Origin of the sequence: Rhodococcus sp. 06-221-2, assembly GCF_002258365.1 — a bacterium.
Taxonomy (GTDB): domain Bacteria; phylum Actinomycetota; class Actinomycetes; order Mycobacteriales; family Mycobacteriaceae; genus Rhodococcoides; species Rhodococcoides fascians.
In genome coordinates this window covers 304,128-321,798 of record NZ_NOYJ01000030.1, presented here as the reverse complement: position 1 = coordinate 321,798, position 17,671 = coordinate 304,128, and the positions used below count along the sequence as shown (strand labels likewise).

Genomic DNA, 17,671 nt, shown 5'->3' with positions numbered 1-17,671 from the left:
CGACGACACCGGGCCCGCACCGACGATGCGTCGGTGCGGGCCCGGTGTTGTGACGAAATGCGTTACGCAGGTACCTCGACGAGGGGGTACACGCCGTTTTCGTCGTGCGTCTCGTTGCCGACGACCGGCGGGTTGAACACACACAGCATGCGCATTGTCGTGCGCGGCTCCACGGTGTGACGCTCGTGCCCGTTGAGCAGGTACATCGACCCCGGTCCGAGCTCGTACGTCTGTCCGGTCTCGCGATCGGTCAGCGTTCCTTCACCCTCGATGAGCCACACCGCTTCGACGTGGTTCGCGTAGTGGAAGTTGTTCACCGTTCCGGGCTGGATGGTGGTCTCGTGGAACGAGAAGCCGACCTTGTCACCGCCCAGAATGATTCTCTTGCTGCGCCAGTTGCCGTCCTCGCTCGAGATGTCGCGGTCGGTTCCGGTGATTTCTTCGGTGGTGCGAACGATCATGCGATGTCTCCTTCGATGTCGGTGTGTGCTGGACGCTGCTAGGACAGAACTTTCGCCACTGCACTTTCGATGATGTCCAGGCCGCGGTCGAGCTCGTCGATCGTCGTGGTCAACGGGGGAAGAAGCTTGACGACCTCGTCCTTGGGGCCCGCGGTCTCGACGAGCAGACGCTCGTCGTAGCACAGCTGAGACACCTTGCCGGCCAACTCCGCGTCGTCGAACACCAGAGCCTGGACCATGCCGCGACCGCGAGTCGAGATGCCGTCGAACTTGGCGCACAACTTCATGAACCGATCCTGGATGTGCTCGCCCTTGGCGAGGGTTTCCTTCTCGAACTTGTCGTCGGACCAGTAGTGGTCGATGGCTGCCTTTGCCGTGACGAACGACGGGTTGAAGCCGCGGAAGGTGCCGTTGTGCTCACCCGGTGCCCAGACGTCCAGCTCGGGCTTGAACAGTGTCAGCGCCAGCGGCATGCCGTAGCCGCCGATGGACTTCGACAGGGTGACGATGTCCGGGGTGATGCCGGCTTCCTCGAACGAGAAGAACTGGCCGGTGCGGCCGCAGCCCATCTGCACGTCGTCGACGATCAGCAGAATTTCGCGTCGCGAGCACAGTTCGGCCAACGCGCGCAACCACTCCGGTCGTGCGACGTTGATTCCGCCCTCGCCCTGAATGGTCTCTACGATCACCGCGGCCGGTCGGTTGAATCCACTGCCCGAGTCGTCGAGAACGCGCTCGAACCACTGGAAGTCCTCGGTGACGCCGCCGAAGTAGTTGTCGTACGGCATCGGAGTGGTGTGCACCAATGGAATTCCGGCGCCAGCTCGCTTCATCGAGTTGCCGGTGACCGACAACGCGCCGAGTGTCATGCCGTGGAATGCGTTGGTGAAGTTGATGATTGCCTCGCGCCCGGTGACCTTGCGAGCGAGCTTGAGCCCTGCCTCGACGGTGTTGGTGCCCGTCGGACCGGGGAACTGAACCTTGTAGTCCAAGCCGCGGGGGTCGAGGATGTTCTTCTTGAACGACTCGAGGAACTCACGCTTGGCGACGGTGGACATGTCGAGTCCGTGCGTGATGCCATCGCTGGTGATGTAGTCCACCAACGCGCTCTTGATCATGTCGTTGTTGTGGCCGTAATTGAGTGCGCCTGCGCCACCGAAGAAATCGAGGTAGTCGTTGCCGTTCTCGTCGGTGATGACCGAGTTCTTCGCTGTGGTGAATACGGCGGGCCACTGGCGACTGTAGCTACGCACGCCGGACTCGACGGTCTCGAATACGTCGGGCTTCTCTGTTGTCACTGTGTTCTTTTCGGTCATGTTCTGCTTGTTCCTTTCGTAATTCCGCGATGCGTCCGGGCCTACGGTGTAGAGCTCTTCTGCTTCGTGGCTATCAGGGAAATCGTTGGGCGCGAACAAATCCGACTTGACGATGTCGGTACCTTGCTTGCGTGCGAGGCTGGTGAAGGTTGCGATGGACGCTTCGTTGTCCGGGCTGATCGTGGTTTCGAGGTGCGTGATGCCCTGTGGCTCGAGGCGGTCGAGCAGCTCCATGAGCATGCGACCGGCAAGTCCCTTGCCGCGCTGGTCCGCATCCACGGCGACCTGCCACACGAACAGCGTTCGAGGGGCGTCCTGGCGGATGTATCCGGTGACGAAACCGACTGCGCGGCCGTCGATGTCGGATACGACAGTGGTGGCCGCGAAATCTCGGCACCACAACACGTACGAGTAGCTGGAGTTCAGATCCAGAACTCGTGAATCTCTTGCGATCTCCCAGAGCCGGACTCCGTCGGAGATCTGTGGCTTACGAAACTTCACTGCGTCCGGCGCAGTGAGCGGGGTACCTCTCAGCAATGCAGGCTTCATAGGAAATACGACCGTAACAAGGAGGCGGGAGCATATCGAGTGCGTCGGAGAATCGACGCCCGAATCGGACATGCTTTGCCTGGTTAACCGCCGATTGTGATGGTGCTCACATATTTCAGGATCGGCTGGCGGTACCCACCTGGCGCGTTTTCAAACCCGCATTCCGAGAAGGCCCTGGTTCGGCGTTGCCGCTATGCCCTATTTGGGCGTTGCCAATGCGAAGGGGAGGATCGCATCCGCTCCCGCAGCCTGCAGTGCTGCGGTTGCACACGTGAACGTCCAGCCGGTGTCGGTGAGCAGATCGACGAGCAGAATCGGCCCGTCTACGGACGATACGTCCGGAACCTCCCACGAGTCCACCAGGCCGGCAACTCGGAAGGCCGAATTCGCGGCCGATACCGGGGGATGTCCCGGTCTGACCTGCATCACTCCCAGGTTCTCCAGCTTCCCGACGGTTGCCAGGCGCTCGGCTACCGAGCGCACCAGCAGCGGGTGGGTGGGGGAGTCGAGGGCCAGCACGGCGGTCGGGCGGTCGGCCCAGTCCCAGTTGGCCAGCACCGAGATGCAGGCCTTCTCCAGCGCCTCGGTGACGGGAGCGTCGGGTGCATCCAGCAGGGCTCGCAAGCGTCCACCCCACCCGAGGTCGGTGAGGCGGCCGAGAACGCGACCCGGTCGGTGCGGGTTGCCGATCTTGCCCGAGAGCGATACACCGAGCTTTTTCATCCCACTGGGCCACTGCTTTCGGGGCTGGAGATCGAGTCCGGGGCGATCGAGCCGGGCCCTCGCAGAGTCGACCGACGTGGCATCGACCGCGGACGAGAGATGCTCGCCCGTGCAGTTGTCGCATCGGCCGCAACGGTCGGACTCGGTGCCGGGTGCGCCGAGATCGGGGTCGTCGAGCTGCCGACGAAGAAATTCCATCCGGCACCCATCGGTGCTCTGGTAGTCGAGCATCGCCTGCTGCTCACGGTCCCTGGCTTGCTCGAGGCGTTCGTAGCGGCTCGCGTCGTACGTCCACGACTCACCGGTGGCCATCCAACCGCCACGGACGCGTCTGACGGCCCCGTCGACGTCCAGGACCTTGAGCACCATCTCGAGCCTGCTGCGATTGAGCTCGACCAGTGGCTCGAGAGCTTGGGTCGACTGAGCCTTGTCGGTATCGAGTGCCTCGATGACCTGTCGCACGAGATGTTCCCGCGGGAATGCGACGGAGGCGAAATAGCTCCAGATCTGCCGGTCCTCGTGGCCGGGGAGTAGTACGACGTCGGCGCGTTCGGTGGCGCGGCCGGCGCGACCGACCTGCTGGTAGTAGGAGATCGGCGAGGACGGTGCCCCCATGTGCACGACGAAGCCGAGGTCGGGTTTGTCGAACCCCATGCCGAGTGCGGAGGTCGCGACGAGCGCCTTGACCCGGTTTGCGAGTAGGTCGGCTTCGAGTGATTCGCGTTCGGTGGGGTCGGTCTGACCGGTGTACGACGCCACGACGTGGCCCTGGTCGGTGAGCAGCGCGGCGAGATCCTTGGCGGCCGAGACCGTCAGCGTGTAGATGATTCCGGAGCCCGGCAGGGTCTTCAGGTGATCGCCGAGCCACGCTGCGCGCTCGGTGGCGTTCTCGATCCGCACCACCGACATCCGTAGTGAGTCTCGTGCGAGTCCGCCGCGTAGGACCAGGGTGTCTCCGCCGCCGACCCCGAGTTGGGCGGCGACGTCGTCGACCACCCGGTCGTTCGCGGTCGCCGTGGTGGCCAGCACGGGTATGCCGTCGCGCAGTTCGGCGATGAGGGTTCGGATCCGCCGGTAGTCGGGCCGGAAATCATGTCCCCAATCGGAGACACAGTGGGCCTCGTCGACCACGACCAGGCCGGCGTCACCGGCCAACGACGGCAGCACCTGGTCGCGGAAGTCGGGATTGTTCAGGCGCTCCGGGCTGACCAACAGCACGTCGAGCTCACCCGAGTTCACCTGTTCATGGATCTCGTCCCACTCGGTCATGTTGCCCGAGTTGATGGTCGCCGCCCGCACCCCGGCGCGCTGCGCAGAGGCGACCTGGTTTCGCATCAACGCCAGCAGCGGCGACACGATGACCGTCGGTCCCAGACCCTGGGCGCGCAGTAGTTTCGCGGCGATGAAGTAGACAGCCGACTTACCCCAACCGGTCCGCTGGACCACCAACGCCCGCCGACGGTGCACGACCAGCGCCTCTATTGCCGTCCACTGGTCCTCGCGCAACACCGCATCGGGGCCGGCGAGCTCACGCAGCAGCCTTTCGGCGTCTTCGCGCAAGTTGCCTACGGTCGCGTGCGTCGCTGTCGTCATACTGTTCATCGTGCAGCATCGGTACGACAGAGAGCAGAGCCGGCGGTGAGCGACCCGGCATCGCATCGCAACCTCGCGGCCTTGGCAACGGTATTCGTCGGCGGCGCGGCAGGCACTGCTGCTCGCTATGCGATCGAGGAACGTCTCCCGCACACGACGTCGCAGTGGCCTCTCGCCACCTTCGGAATCAACATCGTCGGTGCGTTCGTGCTGGGGTTGCTGCTCGAGTCGCTGCTGCGCAGTGGTCCCGATACGGGTGGACGGCGTCGGCTCCGGTTGCTCGGCGGTTCGGGGTTCTGTGGCGCGTTGACCACGTACAGCACCTTCGCCCTCGAAACGGTCGAGGGTGTCCGGGGCGGATTCACCGGACTGGCGTCGGCATACGCCGTCGTCAGTGTGGTGTTGGGAGTTGTGGCGGCGGGAGCCGGAATCATGTTCGCCAACAGAGTGATCCGATGATCGCGGCCCTGGTGATCCTGGCCGGCGCGCTCGGGTCGGTCGCGCGATTCTTCGTCGATGCGGAGGTGAAGTCACGGCTGAGCTCGCGCACGAGCTTCCCGTGGGCAACCGTCGGTATCAACATCTCGGGCTCGTTCTTGCTCGGGTTGCTGGCCGGCTGGGTGATGCTGCGCGCCGGCTCCACCGATGCGCAGGCAGTTCTCGGAACCGGGTTCTGTGGGGGCTACACCACCTTCAGTACCTCGACCGTGGACACCGTGCGGTTACTGCAGCAGGGCCGTCGGGTCGACGCCGCCGTCAACGCGATCGGCACACTGGTGGCGTCCGTACTCGCGTGCGGTGGCGGTCTGGCGCTCGCCTCGGCTCTGTAGTCGAGGCGGGCGCCACACTTCAGGCTTGGCTGACGCGCACCATGTTTCCGGCCGGGTCACGGAACGCGGCATCGCGGGCACCCCAGGGCTGACTCGTCGGCTCCTGCAGTATCTCGCCCGTACCCGCCGCGCGGATCCGCTCGAACGCGGCGTCGAGGTCGTCGGCGCGGAACAGTAGTCCCGGCAACTCGCCCTTGGCCAGCAGCGCGGCGAGCTGATCGCCCAGTTCCCGAGAACGGCCCGCGTGCGGCTGCGACAACACGACCTCGATCTCGGGTTGTTCGCTGGTGGACAGCGTGATCCAGCGGTAGCCGTCGTTGGCCACCTCGCTCTTGACCTCGAGTCCGAGAGCGTCCCGGTAGAACGCTACCGAGGCATCGGGGTCGTCGGTGTAGACGTGAACGTGGCTCAGTGAAAGTGTCATGGATGAAGGCTAGGACGCCCCGGCCGCAGATGCTTCTTCGATTCTGCTCGGCTCGGTCACCGCCGCCGTCGGGGATGTGGGCCCTCGCATCGGGCGTCCGAGAACCATCGCGGTGCAGCTGGGTACGGCGTGGCTGCCACGATGATCGCGGGCGCGGTAGGCGCTCGGTGTCTCGCCCACGATCTCGGTGAATCTCGAGCTGAACGACCCGAGACTGGTACAGCCGACGGCGAAGCACGCCTCGGTGACCGTGACGTCTCCGCGTCGCAGCAGCGCTTTGGCGCGCTCGATCCGTCGTGTCATCAGATGCGCGTACGGCGTCTCGCCGTAGGCCTCCCGAAACCGGCGACTGAAATGTGCAGTGGACATCAGCGCGGTTCTGGCGAGTGACGGGACGTCGAGCGGTTTCGCGAAATCGCGATCCATTCGATCGCGTGCGCGGCGCAGCAGGCGGAGCTCGGTCGGGTCGTACGCACTCATCGCGCGTCCGCACCGCGGAGGGATTCGATCTGGGCCCTCGTTCCCGAGGACGCGCTCGCGCCGGCTCCCGTCGCAGCGAAAGCACCTGCGGCGACGGCCCATTGGATGGCAGCGCGGGGTCCGCTCGACCAGGATGCCGCGAGTGCTCCGGCGAATGCGTCACCCGCTCCGGTGGTGTCGACCGCCTCGACCTTCGGCGCGGGTACCTCGAACGATTCCGAGCCGCGATATCTCGCGCCTCGTGCGCCCAGCGTGGTGACCACATGTTCTATGTTCTTCACTCGACTCCCGATGCGCGCTTCCTCGGCCTCGTTGACCACCAGGACGTCGGTGGCGGCAACCAGAGCGTCGGGCAGATCCCGGACGGGGGACGGGTTGAGCATCGTCACGATGTTGTGGGAGTGCGCGTACTCGAACGCGGCGAGCACGGTCTCGAGGGGAATCTCCAACTGGCACAGCAGGATATCGGCACCGCCGATGACCGCCAGGTCGTCGTCGGTGAGTTCGTGCACACCGCCGTTGGCTCCGGCAACGACCACGATGCTGTTCTCGGCTCGGTCGTCGACGGTGATGGCGGCGATACCGGACGCTCCTGCTGCGGTTCGCAGAGCATGGTCGTCGACGCCTGCGCTGGTGAGGGTGTGCCGCAGTGTCGGCCCGAATTCGTCGTCCCCGACCGCCCCGACGAAGCTCACGCGAGCTCCCGACTTCGACGCCGCGATCGCCTGGTTGGCACCTTTGCCGCCGGGTGCGGTGTCGAACGAGGTCCCCAACACGGTTTCGCCCGGTTCGGGCAGGGCGGGGGTCCGAGTGATCAGGTCCATGTTGATGCTGCCCAGTACGACGATGCGCGGGCTGCTCGAGCGGGGGTTCGATGCGGACACGACCGAACCCTATCGCTCTCGGCTCGACCGAACGGGTCGATCCCGCCCGGAATTCACAATTGCAGATTGTTGACAATCCGGAATCGGTGGGTGACGATGGCGTCCATGACAGCGTCGACTCGCACCCACCTCAGCCCCGCACTCAAGCAGGCGACCCCGATTGTCGTCGACCACGGAAAGGGCAGCTGGATCATCGGGACCGACGGGCGCAAGTACCTCGACTTCACGACCGGGATCGGCGTCACCAGCACCGGTCACTGCCATCCCCGCGTGGTCGAGGCAGCTCGCGAACAGGTGGGCAAGATCATCCACGCCCAGTACACGACCGTCATGCATCAGCCTCTGCTCGCGCTGACCGACAAGCTCGGAGAAGTGTTGCCTGCCGGGTTGGACAGTGTGTTCTACGCGAACTCGGGATCCGAGGCAGTCGAGGCGTCGATCCGATTGGCGCGCATGGCAACCGGTCGACCGAACATCGTTGCATTCCACGGTGGCTTTCACGGGCGAACGGTGGCGGCTGCATCGCTCACCACGGCGGGAACCAAGTTCCGATCGGGATTCTCGCCGATCATGGGTGGGGTGCACATCGCACCGTTTCCGTATGCATTTCGGTACGGATGGGACATCGACACCGCAGTCGCCTTCGCGCTGAAGGAACTCGACTACCTGTTGATGACGATGTCCAGCCCCGCCGATACGGCTGCGTTCATCATCGAGCCCGTGCTGGGCGACGGCGGATACCTCCCCACGCCCCCTGCATTCCTCGAGGGCTTGCGCGAACGCGCCGACACCCACGGCATCGTCCTGATCGTCGACGAGGTGCAGGCCGGAGTCGGACGCACCGGAACGTTCTGGGGCCATCAGCACTCGTCGATCACTCCCGACATCCTCATCACCGCAAAAGGACTCGCCAGCGGGTTCCCGATCTCGGCGATCGCCGCCTCGGCAGAGCTGATGGGTAAGGCATGGCCGGGGTCTCAAGGCGGAACCTACGGCGGCAATGCCGTCGCTGCTGCGGCGGGAGTCGCAACCCTCGACGTCGTGCGCGAGGAAGGGCTGGTCGACAACGCGGCAGCGCAGGGCCGAGTTCTCCTCGACGGCCTTCTCGCGCTGAAGGAACAGCACCCGGCCATCGGTGATGCTCGGGGGCTCGGATTGATGCAGGCGCTCGAATTCGTAGACAGCTCGGGCAATCCCGACGCCGCCGCTGCTCTGCGGGTGCAACAGGGTGCCATCGACGAAGGGCTGCTGTTGCTCACCTGCGGTGCGCTCGGCAACGTGGTTCGCATCATTCCCGCACTGATCGTGAGCGACGACGAGATGACGTACGGACTCGACGCGTTGTCGCGGACATTGAAGAACGTGCTGTGACAGCAGCCCCTGTTCGCTCCGAGGTGCCCGCACTCGTACAGCGAGTGCGAAGACTGGGCATCGACGTCGACGATTCGTCCCGACGGTTGGCCGAATACTCCTACGACGCATCGAACTACCGAGTCCCGCCGGCCGCTGTCGTCTTTCCGCGCAGCGCCGACGAAGTGGCTACGGTCGTGTCGCTGTGTGCCGCCGCCGGGGTTGTCGTCATCGGGCGTGGCGGTGGAACGTCGATGGCGGGCAATGCAATCGGCCGCGGAATCGTTCTCGACTTCTCGCGACACATGAACCGGGTGCTCTCGGTCGACACCGAGTCCAGGACTGCCGTCGTCGAGCCCGGAATCGTCATCTCGGAGTTGCAACGTCAGTTGGTGACGCGGACCGACGGTGCATTCACCTTCGCGCCCGATCCGTCCAGCAAGACCCGCGCGACGGTGGGCGGAGCCGTCGGCAACGACGCGTGCGGTAACCACTCCGTGCGGTACGGACGCACCGCCGACCACACGGTGGCCATGGATGTGGTGACCGCCGATGGATACCTGCTCCGAGTCACGCGCACCGGTGTGCAGGCGCTGCGAACCCAGGACTCGGCGGCTGTCGCTGCAGCCGAACGTATCTCGAACGAGCTGCGCTCGCTGGTGTCCGACAACCTGGCCCTCCTGCGGGTCGAGTTGGGTCGCATCCCGCGTCAGGTATCGGGATTCCACCTCTCGCATCTGTTGCCGGAGAACGGTTTCGACGTTACCCGCGCACTCGTCGGAAGCGAAGGTGCCTGCGCGGTGATCGTGTCGGTGACCGTCGCCGTCGTGCCCGTACCCCCAGCCGCACTGCTGCTGTGTCTCGGATACGACGACGTGGTGGCCGCCGCGGCGGACGTGACGACCATTCTCGAGTTCTCACCCGCCGCCGTCGAAGGAATCGACGACAACATCGCCGGCACGATGGAGTATCGCCGCGGACCGGACTCGGTACGAGGGCTCCCTGCAGGCAATGCCTGGTTGTACGTCGACCTCGACGGGGCCGATGCGACAGAAGTGCAGGACAAGGCATCTCGGTTGCTCGAGGCGCTCGGTCGGCTCGGGCGCGTCAAAGAGGGTCGTATCGTGACCGATGCGGCCGATCGCGCAGCGTTGTGGCGGGTGCGCGAGGACGGTGCCGGTTTGGCGACGCGCCTGGCGAGTGGAGTCGAGTCCTGGGGCGGTTGGGAAGACGCCGCCGTGGCACCGGAAAACCTGTCGGCGTATCTCGCGGACCTGAATTCGCTACTGGCCGAACACGACTTGACCGGAGTGATGTACGGACACTTCGGTGCCGGCTGCATGCACGTACGGATCACCTTCGACCAACGCACCGACGCCGGACGACGAGTGATGTACGACTTCCTGCGCGCTGCCGCGCGCGTCGTCGTCAAGCACGGCGGCAGTCTTTCGGGCGAGCACGGTGACGGCCGCGCGCGCTCGGAGTTGTTGCCGGTCATGTATTCCCCTCGCATGCTCGACGCCTTCTCCCGGTTCAAGCGCATCTGGGACCCCGCGGGAATCCTGAACCCAGGATCGATCACCGACCCCGAACCCCTGATGGACAACCTGATGCTTCAAGGCATCCCGGCCCGGGAGTGGAAGACCAGCTTCGATCTGCACCAGATAGGGTCGCGACCCGATCTGGACCCGTTCGTCCATGCCACCCAATCCTGCGTGGGCGTGGGTAAATGTCGAACGACCACCGGTGGCGTCATGTGTCCGAGCTACCGTGCGACGGGTGACGAGAAGGATTCGACGCGAGGCCGGGCGCGGGTGCTGCAGGAGATGGTGCGCAGTTCTCCGACGGTGGCCGACGGATGGGCCTCGAAGGACGTTGCGGAGTCGCTCGATCTCTGCCTGTCGTGCAAGGCCTGCTCCTCGGACTGTCCCGTCGGCGTCGACATGGCCACGTACAAATCGGAGTTCCTCGACCATCACTACGCGAGGCGGCTGCGGCCGCTCTCGCACTACTCGCTCGGGTGGTTGCCTCGATGGCTCGCGGTGACGAAGCGAACGGCACCGCTGCTCAATCGTCTGCTGACACCCCGGGTGTCGGCAGTGGCGGCACGTCTGGGTGGGCTGACCACCGAACGCGCATTGCCCCGGTTCGCGTCGTCGAGGGAACTGGCCGATGCCGTCCGAATCGGCGGTGGCCGCGACGCCGATGTCGTGCTCGTCGTCGACACGTTCACACAAGGTTTTCGCCCCGAGGTCGCGGGTGCGGCGCAACGCGTTCTCGAAGATTCCGGACGCACCACCGAATGCCGAACGGATGTGTGCTGCGGTTTGACGTGGATTTCGACCGGTCAGCTGAAGTCCGCTCGCAAGCAGCTGACGAAAGCCGTTGCGGCGCTGGACGACGGTACCGACAGACCGATCGTCGTGACCGAACCGAGCTGCGCGGCCGCGTTCCGCAAGGACATGCCCGAACTGGTCCCCACAGACGCGGCGAGGAGGGTCGCGGCGCGCGTCCAGAGCTTCGCCGGAGCGGTGATAGATCAAGCAAGCGCGGGCTGGCAGCCCTCGGGCGGCATGCCGGCTGCGGTCACGGTGCAGACTCACTGCCACGAGTACGCCGTCTTCGGCGATGCAACGCAGCGCCGAGCCCTCGCGGCGGTGGGCATCGAGTCGGTACGTGAGGCCACCGGATGTTGCGGTGTAGCAGGTAATTTCGGTTTCGAGAGTCGACACTACGAGCTCAGCATGGATGTCGCCGAGCAGGCTCTCGCGCCCGCGTTGCGGGCCACCGAACCCGACACTCCTGTTCTGACCGACGGATTCAGCTGTCACATGCAGGTGCGCCAACTCACCGGTGATTCGGGCGACGATGCATCCGTACACCTGGCACAGATACTCGATCCACGTTCGACGAAAGGACCGCGGCCATGACCGCCAGCTCGACCACCAGCCTCACGCGTCCGCGCATCACCTCTCCCACAGACTGTTTCATCGGTGGGGCGTGGTCTCCGTCGGTATCGGACGCCCGATTCGACGTCGTGGACCCGGCCACGGGCGAGGTCATCGCCACGGTTGCGGACGGCGGTATCGCGGACGCAGAGAAAGCGCTCGCTGCAGCCGTCGACTCCGCGGCGGAGTGGGCGGCCACCGCACCGCGAGTGCGAAGCGACATACTGCGGACGGCATACGAGATGATCATGGCCCGCTCGGAGGAGCTCGCTGCGATCATCACCGCCGAGATGGGTAAACCGCTCGCCGACGCGCGCGGCGAGGTGGCGTACGGAGCCGAGTTCTTTCGCTGGTTCTCCGAGGAAGCGGTACGCATCTCGGGTGATCACACCCTGACCGGAGACGGGAAGAACCGCATCGTGGTCACCCGCGCGCCGGTCGGGCCCTGCATTCTCGTCACGCCGTGGAACTTCCCGCTGGCCATGGGAACTCGCAAGATCGGGCCTGCCCTTGCGGCAGGCTGCACCGTCGTGTTCAAGCCCGCCGAGCAGACGCCGCTGACCGCACTTGCGCTGGTACAGATTCTGCACGAGGCGGGGGTGCCTGCGGGCGTCGTCAACATCGTGCCGACCACCGATGCGTCGGGTGTCGTGGGGTCGTGGATGAGCAGCGGCGCTGCCCGCAAGATCAGCTTCACCGGATCCACGGCGGTGGGCAAGATTCTGCTCGAACAAGCGGCGGCGACGGTGATGCGGACGTCGATGGAGCTGGGCGGGAATGCGCCCTTCGTCGTCATGGACGATGCAGACCTCGACCGCGCCGTCGACGGAGCCATGGTTGCCAAGATGCGCAACATGGGCGAAGCATGTACCGCAGCGAACCGGTTCTTCGTTCACCGCAGTGTGGCACAACGCTTTTCGGATATTTTGGCCGACCGAATGGGCTCGCTGAGGGTGGGCGCGGGCGCTTCTCACGGGACCGAGGTGGGGCCGCTGATCGACGACGCAGGCCGAGGCAAGGTCCAGGCTCTGGTCGACGATGCTCTCGCGCGCGGTGCCCGCGCCGTCGTCGGAGGTGCGGCCCCGGACGGGCCGGGCTACTTCTACCCTCCGACCGTCCTGACCGATGTCGATACCGAATCGGATCTGATGTCCCAGGAAATATTCGGACCGGTGGCCGCCATCGTTCCCTTCGACACCGAGGACGAGGTCGTCACGCTGGCCAACGACACCGAATGGGGACTGGTCGGATACGTGTTCACCCAGGACATCGATCGGGCTCTGCGAATGGGGGAGCGCCTCGAGGTGGGCATGGTGGGGCTCAACACCGGGCTGGTGTCGAATCCGGCAGCCCCGTTCGGTGGTGTCAAACAATCGGGACTCGGCCGCGAGGGCGGGAAAGTCGGAATAGACGAGTTTCTGGAGTACAAATACTTCGCGATTCCCCGCAGCTGAGGAAGGTTCTGATCATGCCCGGTTCGAGACGCCTGACACCGATCGACGCACGCAACACGTCGATGGTGATCGCGGATCAGATTCGCGATCGCATCATCGACGGGTCCTACGCGCCCGGAGAACAGATCAACGAGGCGAATGTCGCGGCGGAGCTGGAGATTTCACGTGGCCCCGTGCGAGAGGCGTTGCAGCGTCTGAATCAGGAGGGACTGCTCGTCAGCTACCGCAACCGCGGTGTGTTCGTCGTCGAGCTCAGCAGCGGCGACGTCGCCGAGATCTACCAGTCGCGTGCAGCGATCGAGGTCGGTGCGGCATGGACTCTGGTACATGGCGATCGTGCCCAGCTGATCAAGACCGCGGACGAACTCTCGGCCATCGTGATGCAGATGCAGCCGTTCATCGATCGGGCGGATTGGCGTGGCCTCGCCGAACGCGACCTTGCCTTTCACACTGCCCTGGTAGCGGCCACGAGGAACAGTCGGATGTCTCGTATGTACGCCACGCTGGCGGCCGAGGCACGCATTTGCATGGCAAATCTCGAAACTGCTTACTACCGTCCCGAAGCCCTGGTCGAGGAACATCAGCTGATCGTCGATCTGCTGCTGGGATCGGATTGGGATGCGCTCGAGAAGGGCGTCCACGAACACATGGACACCGCCGTGCACGATCTGACGCGAGCCATGGTCGACGAGCAGGCCGAGCAATCCGTACTCGCCACACCCGGGTAGAGCCTTCGGGCGCAACACAGCTTTAACACGGCAGCCCTTGCTCCCCACCGGCACCTGCGGATAGCCTGATTGTCAACAATCTACTAAAAGACCTCCCGAAGGGGGTGCCCGTGAACGCCTCATCCGACGATGCCTACGTCACCGCAATCGGACCCGCGCAGACTCCAGGACGGGCTGCTCCCGGCCTGGCTCGCTACCCGGACGTACCGAACAGCACGCCCATCACGTTCACCGAGGAGGAATACGCCGACCGGCTCGCAGCCGTCCGTCAGCGCATGGCGTCGCAGAACCTGACTGCGCTGATCGTCACCGACCCCGCGAATCTCTACTATCTGCTGGGCTACAACGCACTCTCGTTCTATACCCCGCAAATGCTGTACGTGCCGCTGGACGGCGAGCTGTACTTCTTCGCTCGCGAGATGGATGCCAACGGTGCGTTCCGTACGTCGTGGTTGCCGCAGGACCACACCTTCGGATACCCGGAGACGTTCGTTCAGCGCAGAGACACCCACCCGTTCGTCTGGGTAGCCGCCAAGCTACGAGAGTTGGGGTTGGTCAACAACTTCGAGCACGGTCAAGTGGGACTGGAGATGGACTCGTACTACTTCAGCCCCAAGGCCTTCGAAGCGCTCGTCAAATCGCTACCCGAGTACCGATTCACCGACTCGTACGAGTTGGTCAATTGGATCCGCGTGGTCAAGTCGCCGGCCGAGATCGCGTTGATGCGCGGTGCGGCGACGGTGTGCGAGGCCGCGATGTCTGTTGCGCACCAAGCAATTTCGGTAGGGGAACGGCAGTGCGATGCCGCTGCCGCCATCATGAACGCACAGGTACGCGGCACTGCCGACTTCGGCGGCGATCACCCTGCCATCGTGCCGATGCTGCCGACCGGGGCCGGAGCGGACACTCCGCACCTGACGTGGTCGGATCAACGGTTCGTACGCGGCGAGACCACCGTCGTCGAACTGGCCGGCGTGTTCCGGCGGTACCACGTTCCGATGGCTCGGACGATCGTGCTCGGCAAGCCGAGTCCGCGTCTGAAATACCTCGCGGAATCCACCGGTGAAGCGCTGAACGAGGTACTGGCAACGGTCCGCCCCGGGGCCACCGCAACCGAGCTGGCTCAGGTATGGAACACCAGCCTGGCCAAGCACGGCCTCCACAAACCCTCGCGCATCGGCTACTCGATCGGCGTCGCGTACGCCCCCGACTGGGGCGAGCGCACGGTGAGCCTCCGCACCGACGACGAGACCGTTCTGGCCGAGAACATGACCTTTCACATCATCGGCGGAATGTGGATGGACGACTACGGATACGAGGTGTCCGAAGCAGTCCGAGTCACCGACACCGGCGTCGAAACATTCACCGCATACCCCCGAGAACTACTGACGAAGGAGTGAGACATGACCACCTCCACCGCAGGCTCCACTCCTGCAGCTGCGGGTCGTTCCGCAGGCTCCACTCCTGCCATTCCCTGGGCCCTGCGCACCGACCAACTGGTGGGATCGGTGATCGACTCGTCGACATCGCTTCTCGCCGCCCAGAAACACGACATCGTCAGGTTCGCGATGGGATCTCCTGCGGCCGAGACGGTTCCGGCTGCGGCGTTCACCGAGATCGCCGGCAGTGTGCTCACAGCGGACGCCTTCGATTACGGTGCCACCGAGGGTGATCCGGGTCTGCTCGACGCGTTGTTGGCGTATCTCGAGTCCGTCGGCGAACCCACGTCCGAGGATCGGGTCGTCATCACCTCGGGCGGCATGCAGGGTCTCGACATCGCCTGCAAGCTGTTCGTCGATCCCGGTGATCTGGTCATCGTCGAAAGTCCCACGTACACCAACGGAACTGCCACCGTGTTGAGCTACGGCGGCGACATTCTCGAGGCACCGATGGACAGTGACGGTCTCATCGTCGAGGCGTTACCCGAACTCGTCGAGCGAGCCGGGCGTCTACCGAAGATGATCTACGTGATTCCCAACTTTCAGAATCCGTCCGGGGTCACGCTGTCACTCGAGCGTCGACTGTTGTTGATCGAGTTGGCACACCGATGGGGTTCGGTGATTCTCGACGACGATCCTTATGGCCTGCTGCGTTTCTCGGGGGACCCGATCCCGAGTTTCGGGGCGCTGAGTCCGAACGATCCGCTGATCTTCTCGGTGCGGACCTTCTCGAAGATGATCGCTCCCGGTCTGCGCGTGGGGTGGGTCGACGCGGCCCCCGAAGCGCGTCGGTTGATCGTCAACGCCAAGCAGGCAATGGACACCTGTACGAATCTTCCGGCACAGAGGATGGTGGCCGAGTACATCCGGCGCGGGCTGCTCGAGGAGCACCTGCGGTCGCTGGCTGCGGTGTACCTACCGCGAAAGATGGCGATGCAGAGCAGCATTGCGACACACTTCGGTGACGCGATGTCCACCACGGATCCCGACGGGGGCTTCTTTCTGTGGGCGACGTTACGTGGAAACGACCACGATTTCTCGACGCAGGACCTGTTCGAAACCGCACTGGCCGAGGGGGTTGCCTACATTCCCGGACCGGCGTTGTCGGTGGGCGGCAAGTTTCACGATTCGCTACGGCTGTGCTTCGCCTCGTCGACACCCGAGCGCATCGAGGAAGGCATCAGGCGGTTGGCCGTCGCGGTGGAAAAATCGAAGCATCTGCTCGCCTCCGACCCCACGCGATGACCGTTCCGAGTGCCCAGCAGTCTCTGCTCGACGCCGTGGATGAAAGCGAGATCGTTTCTCTCACAGCCGCGTTGATCGAGGCGGGCGGTGAAAATCCGGGCGACACCGAAGAAAAGTGCGCGAAAATACTCGCGGAGCAATGTCGCGCACTGGGATTCGACGTTCGCACGATCGAGGTCGCTCCCGGCAGACCGAACGTGATCGCCTCGATCGGACCCGATGACACCCCCGGGGTCCTGTTCGTCGGCCACTCCGACGTCGTTCCGGCGGGCACCGGTTGGACGACGGATCCGTTCACCGCGGTCGTGCGAGAGGGGCGCATGGTCGGACGGGGAGCATGCGACATGAAAGGGGGAGTGGCCGCAGTGGTGGCCGCTATGGATGCGGTGAACCGTGCTGGTCTTGCAGATCGCTTCCCGATGACGTTGGCGTGTCTGGTGGACGAGGAAGACACGGGCTTGGGTATTCGAGCATTCGTCGCCGACCCGGGACCCCGTCGTTTCCAGTGTTGCGTGGTGGCCGAGCCGACGGACTTGGTGACCATCGTCGGTTGCCGAGGAGCCGCGAATATCGAGATCGACGTGCGCGGGCATTCGGCTCATGCAGGTCGTCCGCGTAACGGTGCCAATGCGATATCCGCTGCCGCCCGCATCGTCGCCGTCATCGAGGACTGGCAGATCGAATTGGACGAGGATCCACACGCCGAACTCGGTCCCGCTACCTGGAACGTGGGCACCGTGACAGGAGGCACCGGTACGTCGATGGTTGCCGACCGGTGCGTGCTCACGGTCGACCGTCGGCTGCTACCCGATGAGAGCGCTGCGGAGGTGGTGGACGAGCTGCGTTCGCGGATCGACGCGGCAGGTATCACCGGTTCGGGAATCGAGGTACATCTCGAGGTGTCGATGGAAATGCCGGGCTTTCTGACCGCTGCGGACGATGGATTGGTCACCACTGCAATGCAATCGGTTCGCGACATCGGATCTGCCGGTTTCACTGACATCTGGACGGCTTCGTGCGATGGTGGTTTCGTGGCACAGCAGATGGGTATCCGCACCGTCGTGCTCGGTCCCGGGGAGATCGAAAACCAGGCGCACCGGCCGGATGAGTCCGTCGCCGTGCAGCAATTGACCGACAGCGCAAAGGCGTACGCGTTGATCGCCACCAGAATCGCTGCGCCACCTGGTCTTTAGTTTTCCAAGAGGGGGTTGTTCGAGACGTGCGTCCGGCGTCGACGTAAAGTCGGA

At 64.6% G+C, this 17,671-nt stretch carries 15 protein-coding genes and 1 pseudogene; 9 read left to right on the top strand and 7 right to left on the bottom strand.

Going from position 1 to position 17,671, the window contains the following annotated elements; genetic code table 11:
* Positions 1-62 precede the first annotated feature (62 nt).
* The 4 genes and pseudogenes from CH281_RS17710 to CH281_RS17700 form a co-directional block, all read right to left on the bottom strand.
* Entirely contained in the window at positions 63-461 is a 399-nt protein-coding gene (locus CH281_RS17710) for an ectoine synthase (protein ID WP_027497550.1), read from the bottom strand.
* Positions 462-499: 38 nt separating this feature from the next.
* Positions 500-1,777, bottom strand: coding sequence for a diaminobutyrate--2-oxoglutarate transaminase (gene ectB, locus CH281_RS17705; protein WP_256983792.1), 1,278 nt, complete (start codon positions 1,775-1,777; stop codon positions 500-502).
* Positions 1,778-1,825: 48 nt separating this feature from the next.
* A pseudogene (gene ectA / locus CH281_RS27380) lies at positions 1,826-2,326 on the bottom strand (diaminobutyrate acetyltransferase); the annotation flags it as partial.
* 198 nt (positions 2,327-2,524) lie between these two features.
* The gene (locus CH281_RS17700; RefSeq protein WP_032370223.1) at positions 2,525-4,642 is read right to left on the bottom strand and encodes a RecQ family ATP-dependent DNA helicase; all 2,118 of its coding nucleotides are present in this window, start codon (positions 4,640-4,642) and stop codon (positions 2,525-2,527) included.
* Between the two features lie 45 nt (positions 4,643-4,687).
* On the opposite strand from CH281_RS17700, the gene CH281_RS17695 reads away from it, so the two are divergent.
* Together CH281_RS17695 and crcB are read left to right on the top strand one after the other, a co-directional pair.
* A complete protein-coding gene (locus tag CH281_RS17695) occupies positions 4,688-5,101 on the top strand; it encodes a CrcB family protein (RefSeq protein ID WP_094694984.1) in 414 nt (137 codons plus the stop codon).
* Positions 5,098-5,472, top strand: coding sequence for a fluoride efflux transporter CrcB (crcB, locus tag CH281_RS17690; protein ID WP_027497547.1), 375 nt, complete (start codon positions 5,098-5,100; stop codon positions 5,470-5,472). The genes CH281_RS17695 and crcB overlap by 4 nt, the downstream gene beginning before the upstream one ends.
* A 19-nt stretch (positions 5,473-5,491) precedes the next feature.
* On the opposite strand, the gene CH281_RS17685 is transcribed toward crcB, so the two are convergent.
* Genes CH281_RS17685 through CH281_RS17675 form a run of 3 tightly spaced genes read right to left on the bottom strand, consistent with a single transcriptional unit; the run spans position 5,492 to position 7,260 of the window.
* Positions 5,492-5,896, bottom strand: a complete 405-nt coding sequence (locus CH281_RS17685) for a VOC family protein (protein ID WP_027497546.1) — start codon at positions 5,894-5,896, stop codon at positions 5,492-5,494.
* A gap of 9 nt (positions 5,897-5,905) precedes the next feature.
* Positions 5,906-6,376, bottom strand: a complete 471-nt coding sequence (locus tag CH281_RS17680; protein ID WP_032368193.1) for a helix-turn-helix transcriptional regulator — start codon at positions 6,374-6,376, stop codon at positions 5,906-5,908.
* Positions 6,373-7,260 carry a ribokinase gene (locus CH281_RS17675; protein WP_094694982.1) on the bottom strand — a complete coding sequence of 296 codons (888 nt, stop codon included), beginning with the start codon at positions 7,258-7,260 and terminating at the stop codon, positions 6,373-6,375. Before CH281_RS17675 ends, CH281_RS17680 begins: the two co-directional genes overlap by 4 nt.
* 105 nt (positions 7,261-7,365) lie before the next feature.
* Here CH281_RS17675 and CH281_RS17670 point away from each other — a divergent pair, with 105 nt between their 5' ends.
* The 7 genes from CH281_RS17670 (at position 7,366) to CH281_RS17640 (ending at position 17,617) form a co-directional block, all read left to right on the top strand.
* A complete protein-coding gene (locus CH281_RS17670) occupies positions 7,366-8,631 on the top strand; it encodes an aspartate aminotransferase family protein (protein ID WP_094695350.1) in 1,266 nt (421 codons plus the stop codon).
* Positions 8,628-11,540, top strand: coding sequence for an FAD-binding and (Fe-S)-binding domain-containing protein (locus tag CH281_RS17665; RefSeq protein WP_094694980.1), 2,913 nt, complete (start codon positions 8,628-8,630; stop codon positions 11,538-11,540). The genes CH281_RS17670 and CH281_RS17665 overlap by 4 nt, the downstream gene beginning before the upstream one ends.
* A complete protein-coding gene (locus CH281_RS17660; protein ID WP_094694978.1) occupies positions 11,537-13,012 on the top strand; it encodes an NAD-dependent succinate-semialdehyde dehydrogenase in 1,476 nt (491 codons plus the stop codon). Before CH281_RS17665 ends, CH281_RS17660 begins: the two co-directional genes overlap by 4 nt.
* A gap of 14 nt (positions 13,013-13,026) precedes the next feature.
* Positions 13,027-13,740, top strand: a complete 714-nt coding sequence (locus CH281_RS17655; RefSeq protein WP_027497540.1) for a GntR family transcriptional regulator — start codon at positions 13,027-13,029, stop codon at positions 13,738-13,740.
* A gap of 221 nt (positions 13,741-13,961) precedes the next feature.
* Positions 13,962-15,140: a M24 family metallopeptidase gene (locus CH281_RS17650; protein WP_027497539.1), complete on the top strand. Its 1,179-nt coding sequence runs from the start codon at positions 13,962-13,964 to the stop codon at positions 15,138-15,140.
* A 3-nt stretch (positions 15,141-15,143) separates the two neighbouring features.
* On the top strand, positions 15,144-16,424 hold the full coding sequence (locus CH281_RS17645; protein WP_094694976.1) for an aminotransferase-like domain-containing protein: 1,281 nt from the start codon (positions 15,144-15,146) through the stop codon (positions 16,422-16,424).
* Positions 16,421-17,617: a M20 family metallopeptidase gene (locus CH281_RS17640; RefSeq protein WP_094694974.1), complete on the top strand. Its 1,197-nt coding sequence runs from the start codon at positions 16,421-16,423 to the stop codon at positions 17,615-17,617. The genes CH281_RS17645 and CH281_RS17640 overlap by 4 nt, the downstream gene beginning before the upstream one ends.
* Positions 17,618-17,671 lie beyond the last annotated feature (54 nt).

Excerpts from the sequence above, each read along its gene's own strand:
- CH281_RS17680 (WP_032368193.1), bottom strand. The coding sequence starts at position 6,376 with ATGAGTGCGTACGACCCGACCGAGCTCCGCCTGCTGCGCCGCGCACGC.
- crcB (WP_027497547.1), top strand. The coding sequence starts at position 5,098 with ATGATCGCGGCCCTGGTGATCCTGGCCGGCGCGCTCGGGTCGGTCGCG.
- CH281_RS17710 (WP_027497550.1), bottom strand. The coding sequence starts at position 461 with ATGATCGTTCGCACCACCGAAGAAATCACCGGAACCGACCGCGACATC.
- CH281_RS17700 (WP_032370223.1), bottom strand. The coding sequence starts at position 4,642 with ATGACGACAGCGACGCACGCGACCGTAGGCAACTTGCGCGAAGACGCC.
- CH281_RS17660 (WP_094694978.1), top strand. The coding sequence starts at position 11,537 with ATGACCGCCAGCTCGACCACCAGCCTCACGCGTCCGCGCATCACCTCT.
- CH281_RS17655 (WP_027497540.1), top strand. The coding sequence starts at position 13,027 with ATGCCCGGTTCGAGACGCCTGACACCGATCGACGCACGCAACACGTCG.
- ectB (WP_256983792.1), bottom strand. The coding sequence starts at position 1,777 with ATGACCGAAAAGAACACAGTGACAACAGAGAAGCCCGACGTATTCGAG.
- CH281_RS17670 (WP_094695350.1), top strand. The coding sequence starts at position 7,366 with ATGACAGCGTCGACTCGCACCCACCTCAGCCCCGCACTCAAGCAGGCG.
- CH281_RS17640 (WP_094694974.1), top strand. The coding sequence starts at position 16,421 with ATGACCGTTCCGAGTGCCCAGCAGTCTCTGCTCGACGCCGTGGATGAA.
- CH281_RS17685 (WP_027497546.1), bottom strand. The coding sequence starts at position 5,896 with ATGACACTTTCACTGAGCCACGTTCACGTCTACACCGACGACCCCGAT.
- CH281_RS17645 (WP_094694976.1), top strand. The coding sequence starts at position 15,144 with ATGACCACCTCCACCGCAGGCTCCACTCCTGCAGCTGCGGGTCGTTCC.